This is a genomic window from Pseudonocardia sp. TRM90224 (assembly GCF_021245725.1).
GTDB lineage: Bacteria > Actinomycetota > Actinomycetes > Mycobacteriales > Pseudonocardiaceae > Pseudonocardia.
In genome coordinates this window covers 362,584-381,184 of the sequence record NZ_JAJGSX010000006.1, presented here as the reverse complement: position 1 = coordinate 381,184, position 18,601 = coordinate 362,584, and the positions used below count along the sequence as shown (strand labels likewise).

Genomic DNA, 18,601 nt, shown 5'->3' with positions numbered 1-18,601 from the left:
CCGTGGCCGGCGACCTGATCTCCAACCCGGAACGGGTGTTCTTCGCCGAGCGCGGCGAGACGAAAGGAGATCTCGCCGAGCACTACCGCCGGGTCGCCGAGCCGCTGATGCGGGCGATGGGCGGGCGGCCCGTCCTGCTCCAGCGCTTCCCGGAAGGCGCCGAAGGCCCGTCGTTCTTCCAGAAGCGCGTGCCGAAGAACGCGCCGCGATGGCTGCGGACGACCACGGTCTCGACGCCGAACGGCACCACGTCGGAAGCGCTCGTCGTCGCCGACATCGACCACGTCCTGTGGGCGGTCAACCTCGGCTGCCTCGGCTTCCACGTCTGGCCCTACCTCGCCGACGACCCCGAGCACACCGACGAGCTGCGCATCGACCTCGACCCCACCCCCGGCGTCGACTTCACGCACATCCGGGCCGCGGCGCGGGAGCTGGAAGCGCTGCTGGCCGAGGTCGGGGTGGTCGGGCACCCGAAGACGACCGGCAACCGCGGCCTGCACGTCTACGTCCGCCTGCAGCCGCGGTGGGACTCCTACCAGGTGCGCAGCGCCGCTGTCGCGATCGCGCGGGAGCTGGAGCGCCGACGCCCCGACCTGATCACGGCGGCGTGGTGGAAGGAGGAGCGCGGCACGCGGGTGTTCGTCGACTACAACCAGAACGCGCCGCACAAGACGGTGTTCGGGGCGTGGTCGGTGCGGGCCCGGCCCGGTGCGCAGGTGTCGACGCCGATCAGCTGGGCCGAGCTGGACGACGTGCACCCGGACCAGTTCACGATCGCGTCGCTGCCCGAGCGGCTGGCGACCGTCGGCGATCCGTGGCGCGACATCGCCGCCGAGCCGCAGTCGCTCGACCCGCTGCTCGCGATGCACGCCCGCGACCGCGCCGCAGGCCTGATGGACGCGCCGTGGCCGCCGGTGTACCCGAAACAACCCGACGAGCCACCGCGGGTGGCCCCGAGCAGGGCGAGGCGGACCGAATGATCACCAAGAGGACGCTCGACGTCCCGACCCGGCTCGGCCGGCTGCGGGTCGACGTCGCGGGCTCCGGGCCGGCACTGCTGTTCTGGCCGAGCCTGATGATGGACCGCACGCTCTGGGACGCGCAGGTCGCCCACTTCGCCGACCGGTTCACCACGATCGCGGTCGACCCGCCCGGCCACGGCGGCAGCGAGGCCCTCACCAGGACGTTCACCCTGGACAGCTGCGCGGGGTGCGTCACGGACGTGCTCGACCTCCTCGACTTCGCAACCGCCGACGTCGTCGGCAACTCGTGGGGCGCGATGACGGGCGGCACGTTCGCGGCCCGCTACCCCGAGCGCGTCCGCCGATGCGTCCTGCTGAACGGCACGGCGTCGGCGGCCGGGTGGCGACAGAAGGTCGAGTACGAGCTGCTGCTGCAGGTCAGCACGCTGCTCGGCGGGGTCCGTCCGCCGCTCACGTCGTCGGTGGTGAAGGCGTTCCTCGGCCCGACCTCGCGCCGCCACCGGCCCGACGTCGTCCGGCGGGTCGTGCGGCTCGCCGCTGCCGCGGACGTCCGCTCGGTCCGGTGGGCCGTGCGCAGCATCGTGCCGCTGCGGCCCGACCAGCGAGCCCTGTTCGCCGGCATCACCGCGCCGGTGCTCGTCGTCGCGGGCCAGGAGGACTCCACCTTCCCCGTCGCGGAGGTGTCGGCGATGGCCTCGGCGATCCCGACCGCGGAGCTGGTGGTCATCGAGAACGCCGCCCACCTCGCGGCTCTGGAGGTGCCGCCGCAGGTCAACGGGCTGATCGACGAGTTCCTCTCGGGCTGAGCGCCGCGGCCGCAGCCAGCGCCGCAGCCGCCAGCCCGACCCGTCGGGAGAGCGCCGCGGCCCGGCGGAGGTCGGCGGGCGCGGGCGGCGGGCCGGCGCCGAGCCGCGGCCGCTCCTCGACACCGTGCGCGTAGACGGTGCGCCCGCCGAGCCCGACACCGAGCGCGCCCGCCGCGGCGGCCTCGACGGGGCCGGCGTTGGGGCTCGGGTGCGCCGACGCGTCGCGCCACCACGCCGCCAGCGCCGCGCGCGGCGACCCCGCAACCGTCGGGGCGAGCAGCGCGAACAGCAGCGCCGCCACCCGCGCCGGCACCAGGTTGGCGACGTCGTCGATGCGGGCCGCGGCCCAGCCGAAACGCAGATAGCGCGGCGAGCGGTGGCCGATCATCGCGTCGAGGGTGTTGACCGCGCGGTAGCCGAGCAAGCCCGGCACGCCCGCGACGGCGCCCCACAACAGCGGCGCGACCACGGCGTCGGAGGTGTTCTCGGCCATCGACTCGGTGCCGGCGCGGGCCATCCCCGCCGCGTCGAGCGACGCGGGGTCGCGCCCGCACAGGGCCGGGATCCGGGCCCGCGCGGCCGCAAGATCGCCGCCGTCGAGCTCGGCCGCCAGCGCGGCGCCGTGGCCGGCGAGCGACGAGCCGCCGAGCACGGCCCAGGTCGCCGCGGCCGTCACCGTCGCCTCGACGAGCGGGCGGCGCCTGCCGAGCACCTCGACCGCTGCGCCGAGCAGCACGGTCGCCCCCACCAGCGCGACGGTGTGCGCAGCGCCGGCCGCGCGCCGGTCGGCGTACGAGCGCCGCTCCAGCGCCGCCGCGACCGTCCCGAACCCGGCGACCGGGTGCCACCGCCGCGGATCACCGAACACGGCGTCGGCCGCGACCCCGACCAGCAGCCCTACGGCCCGTCCCAGCACCGGCCGACCCTACCCAGCCGGTGGGGTGGGCCCGGCCCACGGCGTGGTGCGCGGGGGAGGATTGCCGCGTGCGCATCCACATCGATCCCGACGAGCTCGGCGCCGGCCGGTTCTACCGCGTCCTCACCTCGGTCGTCGTGCCCCGCCCGATCGCGTGGGTGTCGACCGTCTCGGCCGACGGCGTGGCCAACCTCGCGCCGCACTCGTTCTTCACCGTCTCGTGCGTCGACCCGCCGATGGTGCAGTTCACGAGCCACGGCAAGAAGGACTCGTTGCGCAACGCCGTCGCGACCGGCGAGTTCGTCGTCAACCTCGCGCCCGAGCCGCTGTTCGAGCAGATCAACGCGACCGCGACGAACTTCCCACCCGACCTCGACGAGTTCGCGGAGGTGGGCGTCACCCCGGAGCCGAGCACGGTCGTCGCGCCACCGCGGGTCGCCGAGTCGCCCGTGGCGCTGGAATGCCGGCTGCACCAGGCCGTCGAGCTGGGCGACTCCACCATCGTGATCGGGAACGTCGTGCACGCGGCCATCGCCGAGCACGTCGTCGAGGGCGACATGCAGGAGGGCGCGCTGCCCACCATCGACAAGCTGCGCCCGCTCGCGCGGCTCGGGCGCAACCAGTGGTCCACGATCGGGGACGTGCTGGCGATCAACCGCATCGCCTACGACGACTGGACCGAGGGCAAGCGCTAGCGCTCTGTCCGGCACCGCGCGCTGGCGGTGGCGCGTCACTCCCCGCCGACGGACTGCCCGAGCCGCAGCTCGTAGAGCCGGCGGGCGTCGACGGCGATCTGGTGCAGGGAGCAGGGCCAGCGTTCGCCGGAGCCGCTGGAGTTGCGGCACGTCGTGCAGCGGCCCAGGCGATCGGCTACGTGCGCGGCGAGGAGGCGTCGCCACACCTCCGGCATCCCCGCCATCATCTCGGCCATGGGCAGGTTGTCGCCGCCCGCGTCGTGAGCGGCCACCGCCGGTCCTTGCGTCACACTCCGCCCAACATCCGCGGGCCCAAGAGATTCCGGTCTGTGACGGGCCCTGCTGTGAACGGCAGAAACGCCGCGGCCGACGTGTGAACGGATGACCGTCCAACCTGTACTTTTACCGATCGTCGGCCGAGGGTTACCGCTCAGCGCGCCTCTGACCTGCACTGATCACAGCACGTAGTGATCTGACGAGCGCGCAGCGTCACAACGTGTATTCCCCCTCGACCGCCGCCGCGGCGTCGGCATGGATCTCGCCCTCGCGCCCGCGGAGCTCGACCCGCCTGATCTTGCCCGAGATCGTCTTGGGCAACGGCGCGAACTCCAGCCGGCGCACCCGCTTGTACGGGGCGAGGTTGTCCCGCGCGAACTCGAGGATCGACCGCGCCGTCTCCTCCGTCGGCTCGTGCCCGGCGGCCAGCACCACGTACGCCTTCGGCACGGCGAGCCGCAACGGGTCGGGCGACGGCACGACGGCCGCCTCGGCCACGGCGGGGTGCTCGATCAGCACGCTCTCCAGCTCGAAGGGGCTGATCCGGTAGTCGCTCGCCTTGAACACGTCGTCGGACCGCCCGACGTAGGTGATGTAGCCGTCCGAGTCCCGGGACCCGACGTCCCCGGTGTGGTAGTAGCCGCCGGCCATCGCCTCGGCGTTGCGCTCGTCGTCGCCGTGGTAGCCGACCATCAGCCCGAGCGGGCGGCGGGCGAGGTCGATGCAGATCTCCCCCTCGTCGGCCTTCTCCCCGGTCGCGGGGTCGACCAGCTCGATCGGGTACCCGGGGATCGGACGGCCCATCGAGCCCGGCTTGACGCTCTGACCGGGCGGGTTGCCGATCTGCACGGTGCTCTCGGTCTGGCCGAAGCCGTCGCGGATCCGCACCCCCCACGCCTTCTCGACCTGCTCGATCACCTCGGGGTTGAGCGGCTCACCGGCGCCGACAACCTTCGACGGCGGGTTCGCGAGGCCGGAGAGGTCGGCCTGGATCAGCATCCGCCAGACCGTCGGCGGCGCGCAGAAGCTCGTGACGTTGCAGCGGTCGAGCACCCCCAGCACGCTCTCGGCGTCGAACCGGGCGTAGTTCATGACCAGCACGCACGACTCCGCGATCCACGGCGCGAAGACGTTGCTCCACGCGTGCTTCGCCCAGCCGGGCGAGGAGATGTTCAGATGGACGTCGCCGGGCGCGAGCCCGATCCAGTACATCGTCGAGAGGTGCCCGACCGGGTAGGACGCGTGGGTGTGCTCCACCAGCTTCGGCTTGGCGGTCGTCCCGGAGGTGAAGTAGAGCAGCAAGGTGTCGGAGCCGCGGGTCACGCCGTCGGGGGTGAACTCGCTCGACGCACCGTCCGCCGCCGCGTAGTCCAGCCAGCCCTCGGGCGCCTCGCGCACCGCGATCCGCGTGTAGTCGCCCTCCACGCCCTCGAACTTGCCAGCGTCGGCACCGCCGACGACAACGTGCTTCGCGCCGCCGCAGTCGAGCCGGTCACGCAGGTCCGACGCCGTGAGCAGGGTCGTCGCCGGGATCACCACCGCGCCCAGCTTCATCGCGGCGAGCAGCGTCTCCCACAGCTCCACCTGGTTGCCCAGCATCAGGATGATCCGGTCGCCGCGGGCGACGCCGTTTGCGCGCAGCCAGTTGGCGACCTTGTTGGAGCGCGCCGAGAGCTCCGCGAACGTCCAGTAGGCCTCGCTGCCGTCCTGCTCGACGATCCACAGCGCCCGCTGCGCGCCACGCACGCCGTCGACGGCGACCGCGTCGAAGTGGTCGAGCGCCCAGTTGAACTCGTCGATCTCCGGCCAGCGGAACTCCCGGTAGGCCGTGTCGTAGTCCTCCCGGTGCGCCACCAGGAACTCCCGCGCCGCGTAGAAGGCCTGTGCTGACGGGTTCATCCGTTCACCTCGCCGAAGTAGCCGCCCATACCGATCCGCCCGCACACTAAGCCGTAGGGACCCTTCCGGCTCACCTCCGATCGGAGAGCACCCTGACGTGCCGGAGGGGTTGCCGGGAGGCGACCGGCGGCGCTGCCTACGGTGGACCGGTGATCACATCCCGCCGCATCGCGGCCGCCGCCGTGGTGCTGGCGGCCGGCCTGCTGCTCACTAGCTGCGGGAACAGCGAGTCGCCCCGGTCGACGGCAGCGGGTGCGGCGCCGACCACCCGGGAAGAGGCGACACGGGATCCGGATCCGGCGCCCAGCAGCACGCACCCCCGCCCGACGCCCGGCGCGCTACCCCGCCTCCCGGACCAGGGCGACGTCAGCACCTCGCTGCCGTGGCCCGCAGCTGGCGCCGCGGAGGCAGCCGCACTGCAGGCCGAGGTTGACCGCGGGTCCCAGCCGTGGCTGCTCGACCCCACCGAGGTCGCGCTCTCCTACGTCTCGGCCGCTCATGAATGGACGACGGCCGAGGCCGCCGTCACCGGATCGGCAGGCGGTCGGACGACCGTCGAGGTGCGCGAAGGACCCCGCTTGTTGACGTTGACCCTTTCGCAGCCGTCGAAGTCCGGCGCGGGCGGCATCTGGGTGGTCACCGCCGAGCGTTCTGCCTGATCGGAGCCCTGGATCGGCATCCGAACGACGGCGGGTTACCGTACAGCCCCCGGATGGGTGATTACTCACTGATTCGGGTGAAGAAACGAAACAGGTGCAGCATTCCGGCCCGCTGCGGCGATCTAGCCCATGACACCGTCGCATCGGCGACGGACACCCGAAGCCCCAGGGGGCGATGAGCATGAGCACCGACTCGGTTCAGCAGGACATGTTCACCGTGCTGCACGGCCAGCCCGCGCCGGTCGTCACGCGCTGGATCTACCACGCCGACGACCCCTTCGCGATCACGTTGGCCGTCCGTACCAGGCAAGACAGGTGGGTGGAGTGGCTGGTCGGCCGCGAGCTCGTGGTCGAATCGCTCTCCCGCGCCGCCGGTGACGGCGACATCAGGATGAGCCCGCAGATCGTCGAGGGCTACGACATCGTCGAGATCGAGATCCGGTCCACCGACGGGCGCGCGGTGCTCGAGGTCGACCGCGACCTGCTCCGCCACTTCGTCGAGGCCACCACCGAGCTGGTCGCGCTGGGTGACGAGGAAGGGATGATGGACATCGACGGGGAAATCGCGAAGATCACGCAGAGCTGCGCGGAGTGACGGTGTCGGGCGGCCCGCCGTTCCGGTACCGCGCCGCGTACCGGAGCTCGGCTGCGGCCCGCTCGTCGGCGTTCGCCTCCGCGCGCACCGCCGTCGCAGTCCCGCGCGGGTACCCCGCCTTCACCGCGCGATGCTCGGTCGACTCGTCCTGGAACGCCGCACCGTAGATCATCCCGACGAAGACTCCCCCGGCCACGGCCATCAGCCTGACCCACGGCTCCCCCGGAACGACGAAGTACACCAGCACCGCGAACGGCAGGATCTGCACGAGCGAGCGCACGAAGGCGCGCACCCGCCACCATCTGGCGGTCACGTCGTGCAGCACCCACTCCCGGTGCCGCGACGGCAGCCCGCCGCCCATCGCGTACCACAGCCACCGCAGCGGGTTCGGACGCTTCACCTGGCCCATTCTCCCCGCTAACGGCCCATCTGTGGGCCGACATCGTCACGTCCCGACGCCGGCGCGGCGGCGCCGTCCGTCTCGGGCGAGCGGTCGATGTCCTCGGCGGTGTTCCCGCGCACGGTGTGCATGGCGGCTTCCTCGGCGCTGGCGGCACCGCCGTCGATGCCGACGTCCGCACCGGTGTCGCTCAGCCGTCCTGAGCGGTTCGGATCGGTCATTGCGTCCTCCTCCGGTTCCTCGCGGTGCAGCCGCTCCTCCGGGTTCTCGGTGCGCCCCATCGCGGCCGAGCTCACCCCGTCGTCGTCGAGCACGTAAGGCCGGTCCGGCGGCACGTACCCGGCGTCGAGGGGGTCGCCGGGCGGGTCGTCGAGCGTCTCGGCGTGTCCAGCTGCACCGCAGCGCCGAGTTCGGCGGACTGCGGCTGGTGCTCCTCGTCGCGTTGCGGCATGTGGAGGAGTTACCCGGTCGCGTGGGGGTCACACACAAACGCCCCGGGTGTGGTCTCATCCCCGCATGTCATCGGCGGGAACGGACGAACCGGTAAGGACGCGGGATTCCGCCGCGACCCGTCGCGCGTTGCTCACCGCTGCGCAGGAGCTGTTCGCGGCGGAGGGGTACGACCGGACGACGGTGCGCGCGGTCGCCGACCGGGCGGGGGTCAACCAGGCGCTGCTCTTCCGCTACTTCGGCAACAAGGAAGGGCTGTTCAGCGAGGCCGTCCGCGGTGAAATGATGGAGCTGCTGAACGCGGGGCCGCCCGAGGAGCTGCTCGAACGGACGATCGCGGCGATGTTCGAGCCGGTGAAGTCGGCCGAACCCTTCCTCGCCGTGCTGCGCGGAGCCGGCAGCTCCGGGGTCGGCGCCGACCTGCGTGCCGAGCTGGGAGCCGCCTACACCTCGGCGTTCGCCTCGCTCGTCGACACCGACGACCACGACGACGCCGTGGCTCGCGCCGAGCTGCTGCTGGCGTTCCTGCTCGGCATCACGGTGATGCGCTCGATCCCCGGAGTGGGCACGATGCTGACCGCCGAGGCCGCGTCCGGGCACCTCCGGCGGGCGTCGACGGCGTTGCTTGACAGCTCCTCCGGGCGCTCCTAGCTTCGGCCGTAAGCACTTGCTTACGGCATCGGGGGCTTGTTGTGGCGACGCGTAGCTATCCCTTCTCCGTCGCGCGGGCGATGGACCTCGACCCGACCTTCCGGACGCTGCTCGACGAGGAGCCGGTCTCGCGGGTGCAGCTCCCCTTCGGCGGCGAGGCGTGGCTCGCCGTGCGGTACGGCGACGTCCGCACAGTGCTGTCCGACCCGCGGTTCAGCAGGGCCGAGCTGTTCGGCAAGGACGTGCCGCGGGTCCGTCCCGAGATCGCCGAGCAGGTCCCGACGATCCTCGACATGGACCCGCCCGACCACACCCGCCTGCGCAAGCTCGTCGCGAAGGCGTTCACCGCGCGCAGGGTCGCCGAGCTGCGCCCGCGGGCGCGCCGGCTCACTGCGGAGATGCTGGCCGGCATGCGTGCCGAAGGGCCGGGCGCCGACCTGGTGGGGCACCTGTCGGTCCCGCTGCCCGTGACGATCATCTGCGAGCTGCTCGGCGTGCCCGTCGCCGACCGCCCGATCTTCCGGGCCGGCGCCGACGCGGCGCTGTCGATGACGTCCCAGACCCCCGAGCAGCGCGCGCAGTCGATGGGCGCGATGTACACCTACATGTCGGGGCTGGTGGCGCAACGCCGCGAGCAGCCGACCGACGACCTGCTCGGGGCGCTCGTCGTCGCGCGGGACGACGGCGACAAGCTCTCCGAGGCGGAGATGATCTCCTTGGCCTTCGTCATCCTCGTCGCCGGGCACGAGACGACGATGAACCAGATCGGCAACATGACCTTTCTCCTGCTCACCCGCCCCGACCGCGGCGCCGCGCTGCGGGGCGACGAGGCCGCCGTGGCGCAAGGGATCGAGGAGCTGCTGCGCTTCACCCCGCTCGGCGCCTCGGCCGGCTTCCCGCGGATCGCGACGGAGGACGTCGAACTCTCCGGGGTCACCATCCGGGCCGGCGACACCGTCTACGTCGCGACGCAGACCGCCAACCGCGACCCCGCCGCCTTCCCCGACCCGGAGCAACTCCAGCTCGACCGCACGATGCCCGTCCCGCACGTCGCGTTCGGCCACGGCGTGCACCACTGCCTGGGCGCCCAGCTGGCCAGGATGGAGCTGCAGGAGGCGATCGGCGGGCTGCTGCGCGAGTTCCCCGACCTGCGCCTGGCCGTCGAGCCCCAAGACGTCCAGTGGCGCACGGGCGGCCTGGTCAGGGGCCCCCAAGCCCTCCCCCTCACCTGGTGAGCCGCGCGTTCCAGAGCGGTGAGTCGCCACTTTCAGCACGGTGAGTCGCCACTTTCAGCACGGTGAGTCGCCACTTTCAGCACGGTGAGTCGCCACTTTCGGAGCGGTGAGTCGTCACTTCCCGCGCGGCGAGGCGTCCGTTTCGGCGAGGTCCTTGAGGGCCGCGAGGGTGATGGCGATCGACTCGCGGAACTCGTCCATCCGGCCGTCGACGATCTCCTCCTCCATCTCCGGCATCTCCTCGATGATGGGGGTGAACATCGACGGGCCGGTGCCCAGCCGCACGTGCTGGCGCAGCTCGGTGCCTCCATCGACGGAGGTCAGCTCGAACCGCCACACCGCCGACGGGCTGGCCGGGTCCTCGACGGCCCACGCGAGCACCCGCGGCGGGTCACACTCGACCACGGTCGAGGTCGTCGTCCACTCCCCGGCCTCCGGGTGGGAGTTGCGGCCGCGGAACCGGTGCCCGCACGCCGCCTCCTCGGCGCCGTCGAGCCAGCTGACCTCCTGGATCTCGCGGCTGATCGACGCGACGACGTGGATGTCGCTCACCACCGACCACACCCGCTCGGGCGCCGCCGCGACGTGCACGACCCCCTCGGCCGTCGGTCCATCGGCGATCTTCACGGAGCCCCGGCCCGCTCGACGTGCACCTGCACGGCGTGCCCGTCGTCCGACAGCCAACCCTTCGCCTCGGCATGGTCGACCATTGCCGCCCACCGCTGGTCCCAGTCGGGTTCCGTGGCCACCAACCGGGCCCTGGTGCGCAGGACGCCGAGGTCGAGCCAGGCGGTGTCGCCGTCGATCGCAGCACCGGTCGCGGTGATCTTCAGCGCCGTGTGCAGCCCGTGCTCGTCGAGGTCGGTCTCCAGGTGCAGCCGCCCGCAGTCGTCGGCGTCGAGGACGACGGCCCCGTCCTCATCGAGTCGCACGATCATCCACCGATACTGCACGTTCTGCCCCTCCGGTGCGAGATAGGCTCGGGTGGTGCCGGCCCCGCTGCCCGTCGACGGCCCTGCCGCTCCGCCCCGCTCCAACGGCGAGCTGGTCTTCGCCGAGCCGTGGGAGGGACGCGCGTTCGGGATGGCGGTCGCGCTGCACGACGCGGGCGCGTTCGCGTGGGAGACGTTCCAGTCGGCGCTGATCACGCACCTCCGCGCCGGGGAGCCCCAGGGCCGCGGCTACTACGAGTGCTGGCTCGCCGCGCTGGAGGACGTGCTCGCCGTCACGGGCCAGGTCCGCGGGCCCGAGGTCGAGGAGCGGGCGGCGGCGTTCGCCACCAGGCCCGCCGGCCACGACCACAACCACGGGCACGGGCACGGCCACGGCCACGGGCACGGCCACTGACCAGCTCAGTCGCGCATCACGTCGCGCGCGAGGCGGACCAGGTCGGGCACCGCGGGATGCGCGGGCGGCTCGAACCACGCGAGCATCACCGGGATGTCCGGCACATCGGTGATCGGGACGAACACGACGCCGGGGAACCGGTGCAGCTCCGCCGTCGCGGCCGCCGTCACGCCGACGGCCCGCCCGTCGGCGACGGCGACGAGCCAGTCGTCGGTACCCGTGACCTCGAGCGTCGCGGGCCGGATCTCGGGCGGCCACAGCTCGGGTGTCGTCGAGCCCGACTCGCGGTTGACCGCGACCGTGTGCCCGGCAAGGTCGGCGAGGCGCACCGCGGGCCGCCCGGCGAGCGGGCTACCGGCCGGGACGGCCGCCAGCCGGGGCTCCGTCGTGAGGAACTCGACGCGGGCTCCTGGCAGCACGATGTCGCCGCGCAGCACGGCGATGTCGGTGTCGCCGGTGAGCAGCCCGGCCGAGCGGTTGTCGAGGCGGATCAGCTCCAGCGGGACGTCGGGATGGGACATCCGCCAGCGGCGCAGCAGGTCGGGGGTGCGCCTGCCGAGCGCCGACCACGCGTGCCCGAGCCGCAGCGGCCACCTGCCGAGCCGGCCGGGGTCCAGCGCGGCATCGACGGCTGCCACGGCACCGGCCGCGCGGGCCCGGAACGCGACCCCGGCCGTCGTGAGCTCGAGGTGGTGCGTCGACCGCTCGACCAGCCGCAGTCCCAGGTGCTGTTCGAGCTGCCGCAGCGTGCGCGAGAGCGCCGGCTGCCCGATGTGCAGGCGGGCGGCGGCACGCGTGATGGAGCCCTCCTCCGCGATCGCGAGGAAGCACCGGAGATGGCGCAGCTCCATGGTCATGTCGGGCAAGCATAACCACAGGTACATCGGCATTTCCGAAGCCGATCCGCGGTAAATAGCGTCGGTGTCGTGGCCGCACTTCGTGTCTCCCCGGCTCCTGTTCCGACCACCCCCGACGGTCAGCTCGGACCGGTGGCGTTGGTGCTCGCCGGACACCTCGTCCTGCACGCCGGCGCCGCCGTCGCGACGTTCCTGCTCCCGCTCGTCGGCGGGCCCGCCGCGGTCATGCTGCGACTGGGCCTGTCCGCTGTCGTCCTGCTGGCGGTCTGCCGGCCCCGGCTGCGCGGACGCTCGCGCGCCGACTGGGCGGTTGTCGTCGGCTTCGGCGCGACCCTCGCCGGCATGAACATGCTCTTCTACGAGGCGATCGCACGGATGCCGCTCGGCGCGGCCGTCACCGTCGAGGTGCTCGGCCCGCTCGCGCTCTCCGTGCTCGCCGCCCGCGGCGCCGGCCGGTGGGTGTGGCCCGCCGTCGCGCTGGCCGGAGTGGCCCTCCTCGGCTGGGACGGCCTCGGCGGGCTCACGATCGTCGGCGGCGGTTTCGCGCTGGCCGCGGGCGCGCTCTGGGGCGCGTACATCCTGCTCGCGCAACGCACCGGCGGCCGCTTCGACCGGTTCGACGGGCTCGCGCTCGCCATGGGTGCCGCGACCGTCCTGAGCGCCCCTCTCGGGATCGCGACCGCCGGCACCGCACTGCTCTCCCCCGCGGTGCTCGGGCTCGGCGCCGCCGTCGCGCTGATGTCGTCGATGGTGCCCTACGGGTTCGAGCTCGTGGCGCTGCGCCGCCTGCGCGCGGCGACGTTCGCGATCCTCATGAGCCTGTCCCCCGCCCTGGCGGCCGTCGTCGGGTTCGTGCTGCTCGGCCAGCGCCTGAGCCTGCTCGAATGCCTCGCCATCGCGCTCGTCGTCGTCGCGAGCGCCGGCGCGGTCCGCGGTGCCCGCCGGCCGGCACCCGCGGTCCCCGCCGCAACGTAACCCCGAACTTCCCCACCGTTTTGCCAACCTGCATGCCCCGCAGGGTGTGCAAGTTGGCAAAACGGTGGGGAAGTTTCGCCTACATGCGTTGCGGCGCCTCGATCCCGATGAGCGCGAGGCCGAGCACCAGCACCTCCGCGGTCAGGTGGGCCAGCACCAGCCGCGAGCCGCGGACGTCGGGAGCGACGTGGTCCTTCAGGATCGGGCAGCTGCCGTGGAAGGCGGTGAACACCTTCGCCAGCTCGTAGAGGTACGTGCAGAGCTTGTGCGGCGCGTAGCCCTCGACGGCCGCGTCGACGGCGGCCGGCAACTGCAGCAGCTTCACCGCCAGCGCCCGCTCGGCCGGCTCGCCGAGCTGCACCACCGTGCCGGGAGGAGGCACCGCCCCGGCCGAGCGCAAGATCGACCGGATCCGGGCGACGGCGTACTGCAGGTACACCGACGTGTTGCCCTCCGTGGCGAGCATCCGGCTCCACGTGAACACGTAGTCGTGCTCCCGGTCGCTCGACAGGTCGGCGTACTTGAGCGCGCCGAGCCCGACCGCCCTCGCCACCTGCGCCTGCTCGGCCGGCTCCAGCTGGGAGCGTTCCGCCACGATCTCGGCCGCGTTGTCGACGGCCTCCGCGAGCAGGTCGGCGAGCTTCACGGAGCCGCCGGCTCGCGTCCGGATGGTCCGGCCGTCCTCGCCGAGCATGCTGCCGAACCCGATGTGGACGGCGCGGTGCGCGTCGGTGAGGTAGCCGGCCTCCCGCCCGGCCGCGAACACCATCCGGAAGTGCTGCGCCTGCGGCGCCCCGACCACGTAGAGCAGGTCGTCCACACCGCGCTCCGCCGTCCAGTACCGGAGCGTCGCCACGTCCGTCACGTGGTAGCCGTACCCGCCGTCGCGCTTGCGCAGGATCAGCGGCAGCGGCTCGCCCTCCCGGTTGGCGAAGCCCACGGGGAACAGGCAGACGGCGCCGTCGCTGACCCGCGTCAGGCCCTTTCCCTCCAGGTCGGCGACGGTGCCGGCGAGCATCGGGTCGTAGAAGCTCTCGCCGTAGATGTCGTCGTCGGTGAGGCCGACGTCGAGCAGCCGGTAGACCTCGTTGAAGTGCCGGGTCGACTCGTCGACGAGCGCGCGCCACAGCCGCAGCGTCCGTTGGTCACCACCCTGCAGCGCGACGACGCGGGCGCGCGACCGGTCGGCGAAGCCGGGCTCGCCGTCGAATTTCGCGCGGGCCTGCCGGTAGAAGCCGTCGAGGTCGTTGATGGTGTGGTCGCCGCCCGATTCCCAGCCGATGTCGACCAGGTGCTCGATCAGCATGCCGAACGGCGTGCCCCAGTCCCCGAGGTGGTTGTGCGGCAGCACCTCGTGCCCGGCGAACCTCAGCAGCCGCAGCAAGGCGTCGCCGATGATCGTCGGGCGCAGGTGGCCGACGTGCATCTCCTTGGCGACGTTGGGGCTGGAGTAGTCCAGCGCGATCCGCCGGGGCCGCTGCGTCGCCGCCACCCCGAGCCGGCCGTCGCCGAGCAGACCCGCCACCCGTGCGGCGAGCCAGTCGGTCCGCAGCGTGAAGTTGACGAACCCGGGCCCGCTGACCTGCGGCGGCTCGAACACGCTCGACGTGCCCAGCGCGCCGACGACCGCCTCGGCGACCTCGCGCGGAGGTCTGCGCAGCGTCCGGGCCAGCTTCATCGCGATGTCGCACTGGTAGTCCACACCGGCCTGCCCCGACGGGCGCACCATCGTGTCGGCGGGCTCCACGCGGACGTCGAACGCCTCGCGCAGCGCGGTGGCCACCCGGCCGCGGATCTCGCTCCCGATGTCACCTGCCGGCACGGTCGACCTCCTGCGGTTCGTTGATCGTCACGAGGAGTCTTCCAGCGGGCGCGACCCGTTTCCCCTTCAGCGATCTTCCCGGCGATACTGCGGAGCGTGATCGACGTCCGGTACGCGACCCACCCGTCCGAGCTGCCCACCCTGCCTCCCGACGAGCTGCGCGCGCGGTTCGTGCTGGAGGACCTGTTCCGGCCGGGTGAGGTGAGCTGGACCCTCACCCACCACGACCGCATCCTCATCGGCGGCGCGCTGCCCGAGGGCGGCGAGCTGGCGCTGGAGGCCCCGGCGGAGATCGCGGCCGAGCGGCTGTGCGACCGGCGCGAGATCGGGGTCGTCTGCATCGGCGGCAGCGGTGAGGTCGTCGCCGACGGCGAGCGGATCGCGGTCGAGGCGGAGGACATCGTCTACGTCGGCGCCGGGACGGCCGCGGTGACGCTGGCCGGCGACGCCGCGTTCTACATGGTGTCCGCGCCGTCGCACGCGCAGCACCCGACCCGGGTCGCGAAGCGGGCCGAGGTCGAGACGATCGCGCTCGGCGACCAGGGGCACGCGAACGTCCGGACCCTGCGCAAGTACATCCACCAGGGCGGGCTGGCGTCGAACGAGCTGGCGATGGGGATCACCACGATCGAGCCGGGCAGCGTCTGGAACACCATGCCGTGCCACACCCACGACCGGCGCACCGAGATCTACCTGTACTTCGACCTGCCGGAGCAGGACCGGATCGTGCACCTGTGCGGGCAACCCGACCGCACCCGGAGCCTGATCATGGCCGACCGGCAGGCCGTCATCAGCCCGTCGTGGTCGGTGCACACCGGCGCGGGCACCAGCTCGTACAAGTTCGTGTGGTGCACGGCCGGGGAGAACATCGCCTACAACGACATGGACCTCGTGGCCACCCCGGACCTGCGGTGACCGGTCTGGAGCGGATGTTCGGGCTCGACGGGCGCACCGCGCTCGTCACCGGCGCGCGCACCGGGCTCGGCAGGGCGATCGCGCTCGGGCTGGCCGACGCGGGCGCCGACCTCGTCCTCTGGGGCCGCACGCCCGACGGGCTCGCCGACGTCGCGCGCGAGGTCGAGCAGCGGGGTCGGACCGCCGACGTCGTCGTGACCGACCTCGCCGACCACGTGGCCGTCCGCGAGACGGCAGCGGGCATCGCCGCCGACCGCCAGGTGGACGTGCTGGTCAACAACGCCGGCACCATCCGCAGGGCCGACGCCGTCGATACCCCGTGGGACGACTGGCGTCACGTCCTCGACGTCAACCTCGACGCCGCGTTCGTGCTGTCGCAGGAGTTCGGCCGCGGGATGGTCGAGCGGGGCGACGGGCGGATCGTCAACATCGCGTCGCTCCTGTCGTTCCAGGGCGGCATCCGGGTGCCGGCCTACGCGGCGGCGAAGCACGCGCTGGCCGGGCTCACGCGAGCGCTCTCGAACGAGTGGGCGGGCCGCGGGGTGAACGTGAACGCCGTTGCGCCCGGCTACATCGCGACGGACAACACGACCGACCTGCGCGCCGACCCGGCGCGCGAACCGGCGATCCGCGCCCGCATCCCGGCCGGCCGGTGGGGCGAGGCGGCCGACGTCGTCGGCGCCGTGGTGTTCCTCTGCTCCCCGTCGGCCGCGTACGTGCACGGCCACGTCCTCGCCGTGGACGGCGGGTGGCTCGGCCGGTAGCCGGAGCGAGAAGCATGCGTTCCGCACGCGAGGGCAGCAAAGCCACTTTCCGGCCCTCACAGGGCAGGAAAGTGGCTTTCCTGCCCTCCCCGACCCCAGGGGCCTTGAGTCGCTGGAATCCGTCGAGAACGACGTTGTCGCTGCATTGCCTGCCCCAGGTCAGCGGCAACGTCGTTCTCGACGGGCGCAGGTCAGGTCTGCGACGAACCTGACTGTGGTCCGTGCACGATCGGGCGCTGGAGGTTGATGGTGCGCCGCGGCCGGCCGGGCGGGGGCCGCGTCGCCCGCCACCCAGGGAAGAGGTCGACCGCGGCGGCCTCGGCCACTTCGACGACCTTCTGCAAAGCGGGAAGCTTTTCGAAGAGACGCCGGACGTCGGCAGCCGCCATCTCGGCGGGGCCGTCGTCTGGAGTAGTGCCGTCGCGCATCGCCCGGGAAGTACCCGCGCCGTCCCGGGGCCCAAACATCTCCGGCATTCCTCGATCCGGCCGAGATCCGCTCGACGCGCTACCGTGCCCGACGTGACAGGTCAACCGACGCCGATGAGCATCTCCACCACCGCCGTACCCACGTCTTCGGCCGGCTCCGCCGTGGTGGTCGCAGTGCATGGTGAGCTCGACCTGCACACCGCGCCGGCGCTGATGGCGGCCGTCGACGACGCGCTGGGCAACGCCGCGCTCGACGCCGTCGTCATCGATCTGAGCGACGTCGAGTTCCTCGGCTCGTCGGGCCTCGGGGTGCTGGCCAACATCGCGACGAGAGCCTCGGCGCCCGCGCAGGGCGGCACCGGGACGGATGTGGCCGTGCGGGTCGTCGCGCCGGCCGACCACCGGCCCGTCACCCGGCCGTGGGAGGCGATGAACCTCCAGCAGATCATCCCGCTGTACCCGAGCGTGGACGATGCGTTGGCGGTTACCCTGCACGGGTGATCCTTCTGACGCGGCGCCGCTTCGTCGATCACTGCACGCAGCGTGGTGCGGCCTGTCGGGTGTGACTGAACACCGCCCGTCCCTGCCGTCTTGCCCTTCAGAAGGACATCCATGTCTGTCGACGCCGGTCCACGCACGCTCCTCTCCCCCGCGCCGACGTGCGCGGTCGCCCCACCACCCGATCCGGCCGCGCCGGTGCAATGGCGCGCGCTCGCGTCGTTCGCCGTCATCGGCGCCGCCCTGATCACCTACGTCGGCCTCCAGCACGGCGCGCGGCAGGCGGTGCTGCTCGCGCTGGGTGTCGGGCTCGGGGTGGCGCTCTTCCACTCGCGCTTCGGCTTCACCTCGGCGTGGCGCCAGCTCGTCGCCGTCGGCAACGGGACGGGGCTGCGCGCGCACGCGTTGCTGCTCGGGACCACCGCCACCCTGTTCGCGTTGATCATCGGCACCGGGACGGGGGTGTTCGGCAGCACTCCCGCGCCCTCCGCCGGCACGCTCGGCGTCGGGCTCGTGCTGGGCGCGTTCCTGTTCGGCATCGGCATGCAGCTGGGCGGCGCGTGCGCCTCCGGGACGCTGTTCGCCGTCGGCTCCGGGCAGGGCACGATCGTGCTGACGCTCTTCGGCTTCATCACCGGCTCGGTCCTGTTCACCTGGGGATATCCGCTGGTCGCAGATCTGCCGGCGCTGCCGGCCGTGGTGCTGGCCGATCACATCGGGTGGTTCGGGTCGTGGGCGGTGACGATCGTGGCGCTGCTCGCGGTCGTGCTGGTGAGCCGGGTCGTGCAGGCACGCCGCAACCCGCCGCCGACCGCACCGGCACCGGCCGCGAGCGGCGCGGCGCGGATCCTGCGCGGTTCGTGGCCGATGCTGGTCGGGGCGCTCGTGCTGGCCGCGCTCGGTGGTGCGGTGCTGCTCGTCTCCGGCGGCGCCTGGGGCATCACCAGCGCGTTCGCGCTCTGGGGCGCGAAGGTGCTGCAGGCCGTCGGGCTGCACCCGGAGACGTGGGCGTACTGGCAGCAGCCCGCGCAGGCGAAGTCGCTCGCCGGGCCCGTGCTGGCGGACAAGACGTCCCTCACCGACATCGGGATCGTGATCGGGGCCGCGCTGGCGGCAACGGCGGGCGGTGCCTGGATCGTGCGCAGCTCCCTGCCGTGGCGCACCGCGCTCGCCGCCGTGCTCGGCGGGATCATCATGGGCATCGGGGCGCGGCTGGCGAGCGGCTGCAACATCGGCGCCTACCTCGCCGGGATCGCGTCCGGGAGCCTGTCGGGCTGGGTGTGGGCGGTCGCTGCGCTCGGCGGCACGTGGGTCGGCCTGCGCGCCCGCGGCCTGTTCGGCCTGGCCAACCCGCGGCCGTCCGACTCCGTCTGCTGAGGGAACCCGAGCCCGGCCGCCGGCGACCTCTGCTGAGTGACCACAACGATCAC

Annotated in this window: 22 protein-coding genes; 13 read left to right on the top strand and 9 right to left on the bottom strand. The window is 72.7% G+C overall.

Annotated elements, in window-relative coordinates; genetic code table 11:
* Positions 1–2: 2 nt before the first annotated feature.
* Both ligD and LL648_RS12455 read left to right on the top strand, forming a co-directional pair.
* Positions 3–980, top strand: coding sequence for a non-homologous end-joining DNA ligase (ligD, locus tag LL648_RS12460; protein WP_232662660.1), 978 nt, complete (start codon positions 3–5; stop codon positions 978–980).
* Positions 977–1,789 carry an alpha/beta fold hydrolase gene (locus LL648_RS12455; protein WP_232662659.1) on the top strand — a complete coding sequence of 271 codons (813 nt, stop codon included), beginning with the start codon at positions 977–979 and terminating at the stop codon, positions 1,787–1,789. Before ligD ends, LL648_RS12455 begins: the two co-directional genes overlap by 4 nt.
* Here the strand turns inward: LL648_RS12455 and LL648_RS12450 are convergent.
* On the bottom strand, positions 1,755–2,702 hold the full coding sequence (locus LL648_RS12450; RefSeq protein ID WP_255685293.1) for a cobalamin biosynthesis protein: 948 nt from the start codon (positions 2,700–2,702) through the stop codon (positions 1,755–1,757). The genes LL648_RS12455 and LL648_RS12450 overlap by 35 nt on opposite strands.
* Before the next feature lie 71 nt (positions 2,703–2,773).
* Here LL648_RS12450 and LL648_RS12445 point away from each other — a divergent pair, with 71 nt between their 5' ends.
* Entirely contained in the window at positions 2,774–3,400 is a 627-nt protein-coding gene (locus LL648_RS12445) for a flavin reductase family protein (RefSeq protein WP_232662657.1), read from the top strand.
* Positions 3,401–3,435: 35 nt separating this feature from the next.
* Here LL648_RS12445 and LL648_RS12440 read toward each other — a convergent pair whose 3' ends face one another.
* Positions 3,436–3,672, bottom strand: a complete 237-nt coding sequence (locus LL648_RS12440; protein ID WP_232662656.1) for a hypothetical protein — start codon at positions 3,670–3,672, stop codon at positions 3,436–3,438.
* A gap of 217 nt (positions 3,673–3,889) precedes the next feature.
* Positions 3,890–5,575 carry an AMP-binding protein gene (locus tag LL648_RS12435; RefSeq protein ID WP_232662655.1) on the bottom strand — a complete coding sequence of 562 codons (1,686 nt, stop codon included), beginning with the start codon at positions 5,573–5,575 and terminating at the stop codon, positions 3,890–3,892.
* Positions 5,576–5,724: 149 nt separating this feature from the next.
* On the opposite strand from LL648_RS12435, the gene LL648_RS12430 reads away from it, so the two are divergent.
* On the top strand, positions 5,725–6,234 hold the full coding sequence (locus LL648_RS12430; protein ID WP_232662654.1) for a hypothetical protein: 510 nt from the start codon (positions 5,725–5,727) through the stop codon (positions 6,232–6,234).
* Between the two features lie 181 nt (positions 6,235–6,415).
* Positions 6,416–6,829: an SsgA family sporulation/cell division regulator gene (locus LL648_RS12425; RefSeq protein WP_232662653.1), complete on the top strand. Its 414-nt coding sequence runs from the start codon at positions 6,416–6,418 to the stop codon at positions 6,827–6,829.
* Here LL648_RS12425 and LL648_RS12420 read toward each other — a convergent pair.
* Positions 6,807–7,238, bottom strand: coding sequence for a DUF5313 family protein (locus LL648_RS12420; protein WP_232662652.1), 432 nt, complete (start codon positions 7,236–7,238; stop codon positions 6,807–6,809). The two genes, LL648_RS12425 and LL648_RS12420, sit on opposite strands and share 23 nt — an antisense overlap.
* 8 nt (positions 7,239–7,246) lie before the next feature.
* Positions 7,247–7,564 (bottom strand): DUF5709 domain-containing protein, encoded by a 318-nt coding sequence (locus LL648_RS45185; RefSeq protein ID WP_232662651.1) that lies wholly within the window; start codon positions 7,562–7,564, stop codon positions 7,247–7,249.
* A 181-nt stretch (positions 7,565–7,745) separates the two neighbouring features.
* On the opposite strand from LL648_RS45185, the gene LL648_RS12410 reads away from it, so the two are divergent.
* Both LL648_RS12410 and LL648_RS12405 read left to right on the top strand, forming a co-directional pair.
* On the top strand, positions 7,746–8,330 hold the full coding sequence (locus LL648_RS12410; protein WP_232662650.1) for a TetR/AcrR family transcriptional regulator: 585 nt from the start codon (positions 7,746–7,748) through the stop codon (positions 8,328–8,330).
* Positions 8,331–8,371: 41 nt separating this feature from the next.
* Positions 8,372–9,565 (top strand): cytochrome P450, encoded by a 1,194-nt coding sequence (locus tag LL648_RS12405; protein ID WP_232662649.1) that lies wholly within the window; start codon positions 8,372–8,374, stop codon positions 9,563–9,565.
* A gap of 114 nt (positions 9,566–9,679) precedes the next feature.
* Here LL648_RS12405 and LL648_RS12400 read toward each other — a convergent pair whose 3' ends face one another.
* Positions 9,680–10,192: an SRPBCC family protein gene (locus LL648_RS12400; RefSeq protein ID WP_232662648.1), complete on the bottom strand. Its 513-nt coding sequence runs from the start codon at positions 10,190–10,192 to the stop codon at positions 9,680–9,682.
* Complete coding sequence (locus LL648_RS12395; protein WP_232662647.1) at positions 10,189–10,503, bottom strand: hypothetical protein; 315 nt, start codon at positions 10,501–10,503, stop codon at positions 10,189–10,191. The genes LL648_RS12400 and LL648_RS12395 overlap by 4 nt, the downstream gene beginning before the upstream one ends.
* A gap of 49 nt (positions 10,504–10,552) precedes the next feature.
* Between LL648_RS12395 and LL648_RS12390 the strand changes: the two genes are divergently transcribed.
* On the top strand, positions 10,553–10,912 hold the full coding sequence (locus tag LL648_RS12390; protein WP_232662646.1) for a nitrile hydratase accessory protein: 360 nt from the start codon (positions 10,553–10,555) through the stop codon (positions 10,910–10,912).
* A 5-nt stretch (positions 10,913–10,917) separates the two neighbouring features.
* Here LL648_RS12390 and LL648_RS12385 read toward each other — a convergent pair whose 3' ends face one another.
* Positions 10,918–11,769 (bottom strand): LysR family transcriptional regulator, encoded by an 852-nt coding sequence (locus tag LL648_RS12385; protein WP_232662645.1) that lies wholly within the window; start codon positions 11,767–11,769, stop codon positions 10,918–10,920.
* Positions 11,770–11,838: 69 nt separating this feature from the next.
* Here LL648_RS12385 and LL648_RS12380 point away from each other — a divergent pair, with 69 nt between their 5' ends.
* On the top strand, positions 11,839–12,744 hold the full coding sequence (locus LL648_RS12380) for an EamA family transporter (protein ID WP_232662644.1): 906 nt from the start codon (positions 11,839–11,841) through the stop codon (positions 12,742–12,744).
* Between the two features lie 79 nt (positions 12,745–12,823).
* Here LL648_RS12380 and argS read toward each other — a convergent pair whose 3' ends face one another.
* The gene (gene argS, locus LL648_RS12375) at positions 12,824–14,566 is read right to left on the bottom strand and encodes an arginine--tRNA ligase (RefSeq protein WP_232662643.1); all 1,743 of its coding nucleotides are present in this window, start codon (positions 14,564–14,566) and stop codon (positions 12,824–12,826) included.
* A 96-nt stretch (positions 14,567–14,662) separates the two neighbouring features.
* On the opposite strand from argS, the gene kduI reads away from it, so the two are divergent.
* From kduI to LL648_RS12355, 4 genes are all read left to right on the top strand, one after another.
* Entirely contained in the window at positions 14,663–15,481 is an 819-nt protein-coding gene (gene kduI, locus LL648_RS12370) for a 5-dehydro-4-deoxy-D-glucuronate isomerase (protein ID WP_232662642.1), read from the top strand.
* The gene (locus LL648_RS12365) at positions 15,478–16,245 is read left to right on the top strand and encodes an SDR family oxidoreductase (RefSeq protein ID WP_232662641.1); all 768 of its coding nucleotides are present in this window, start codon (positions 15,478–15,480) and stop codon (positions 16,243–16,245) included. The genes kduI and LL648_RS12365 overlap by 4 nt, the downstream gene beginning before the upstream one ends.
* Positions 16,246–16,766: 521 nt before the next feature.
* A complete protein-coding gene (locus LL648_RS12360) occupies positions 16,767–17,174 on the top strand; it encodes an anti-sigma factor antagonist (protein WP_232662640.1) in 408 nt (135 codons plus the stop codon).
* Positions 17,175–17,285: 111 nt separating this feature from the next.
* On the top strand, positions 17,286–18,548 hold the full coding sequence (locus LL648_RS12355) for a YeeE/YedE family protein (protein ID WP_232662639.1): 1,263 nt from the start codon (positions 17,286–17,288) through the stop codon (positions 18,546–18,548).
* Positions 18,549–18,601 lie beyond the last annotated feature (53 nt).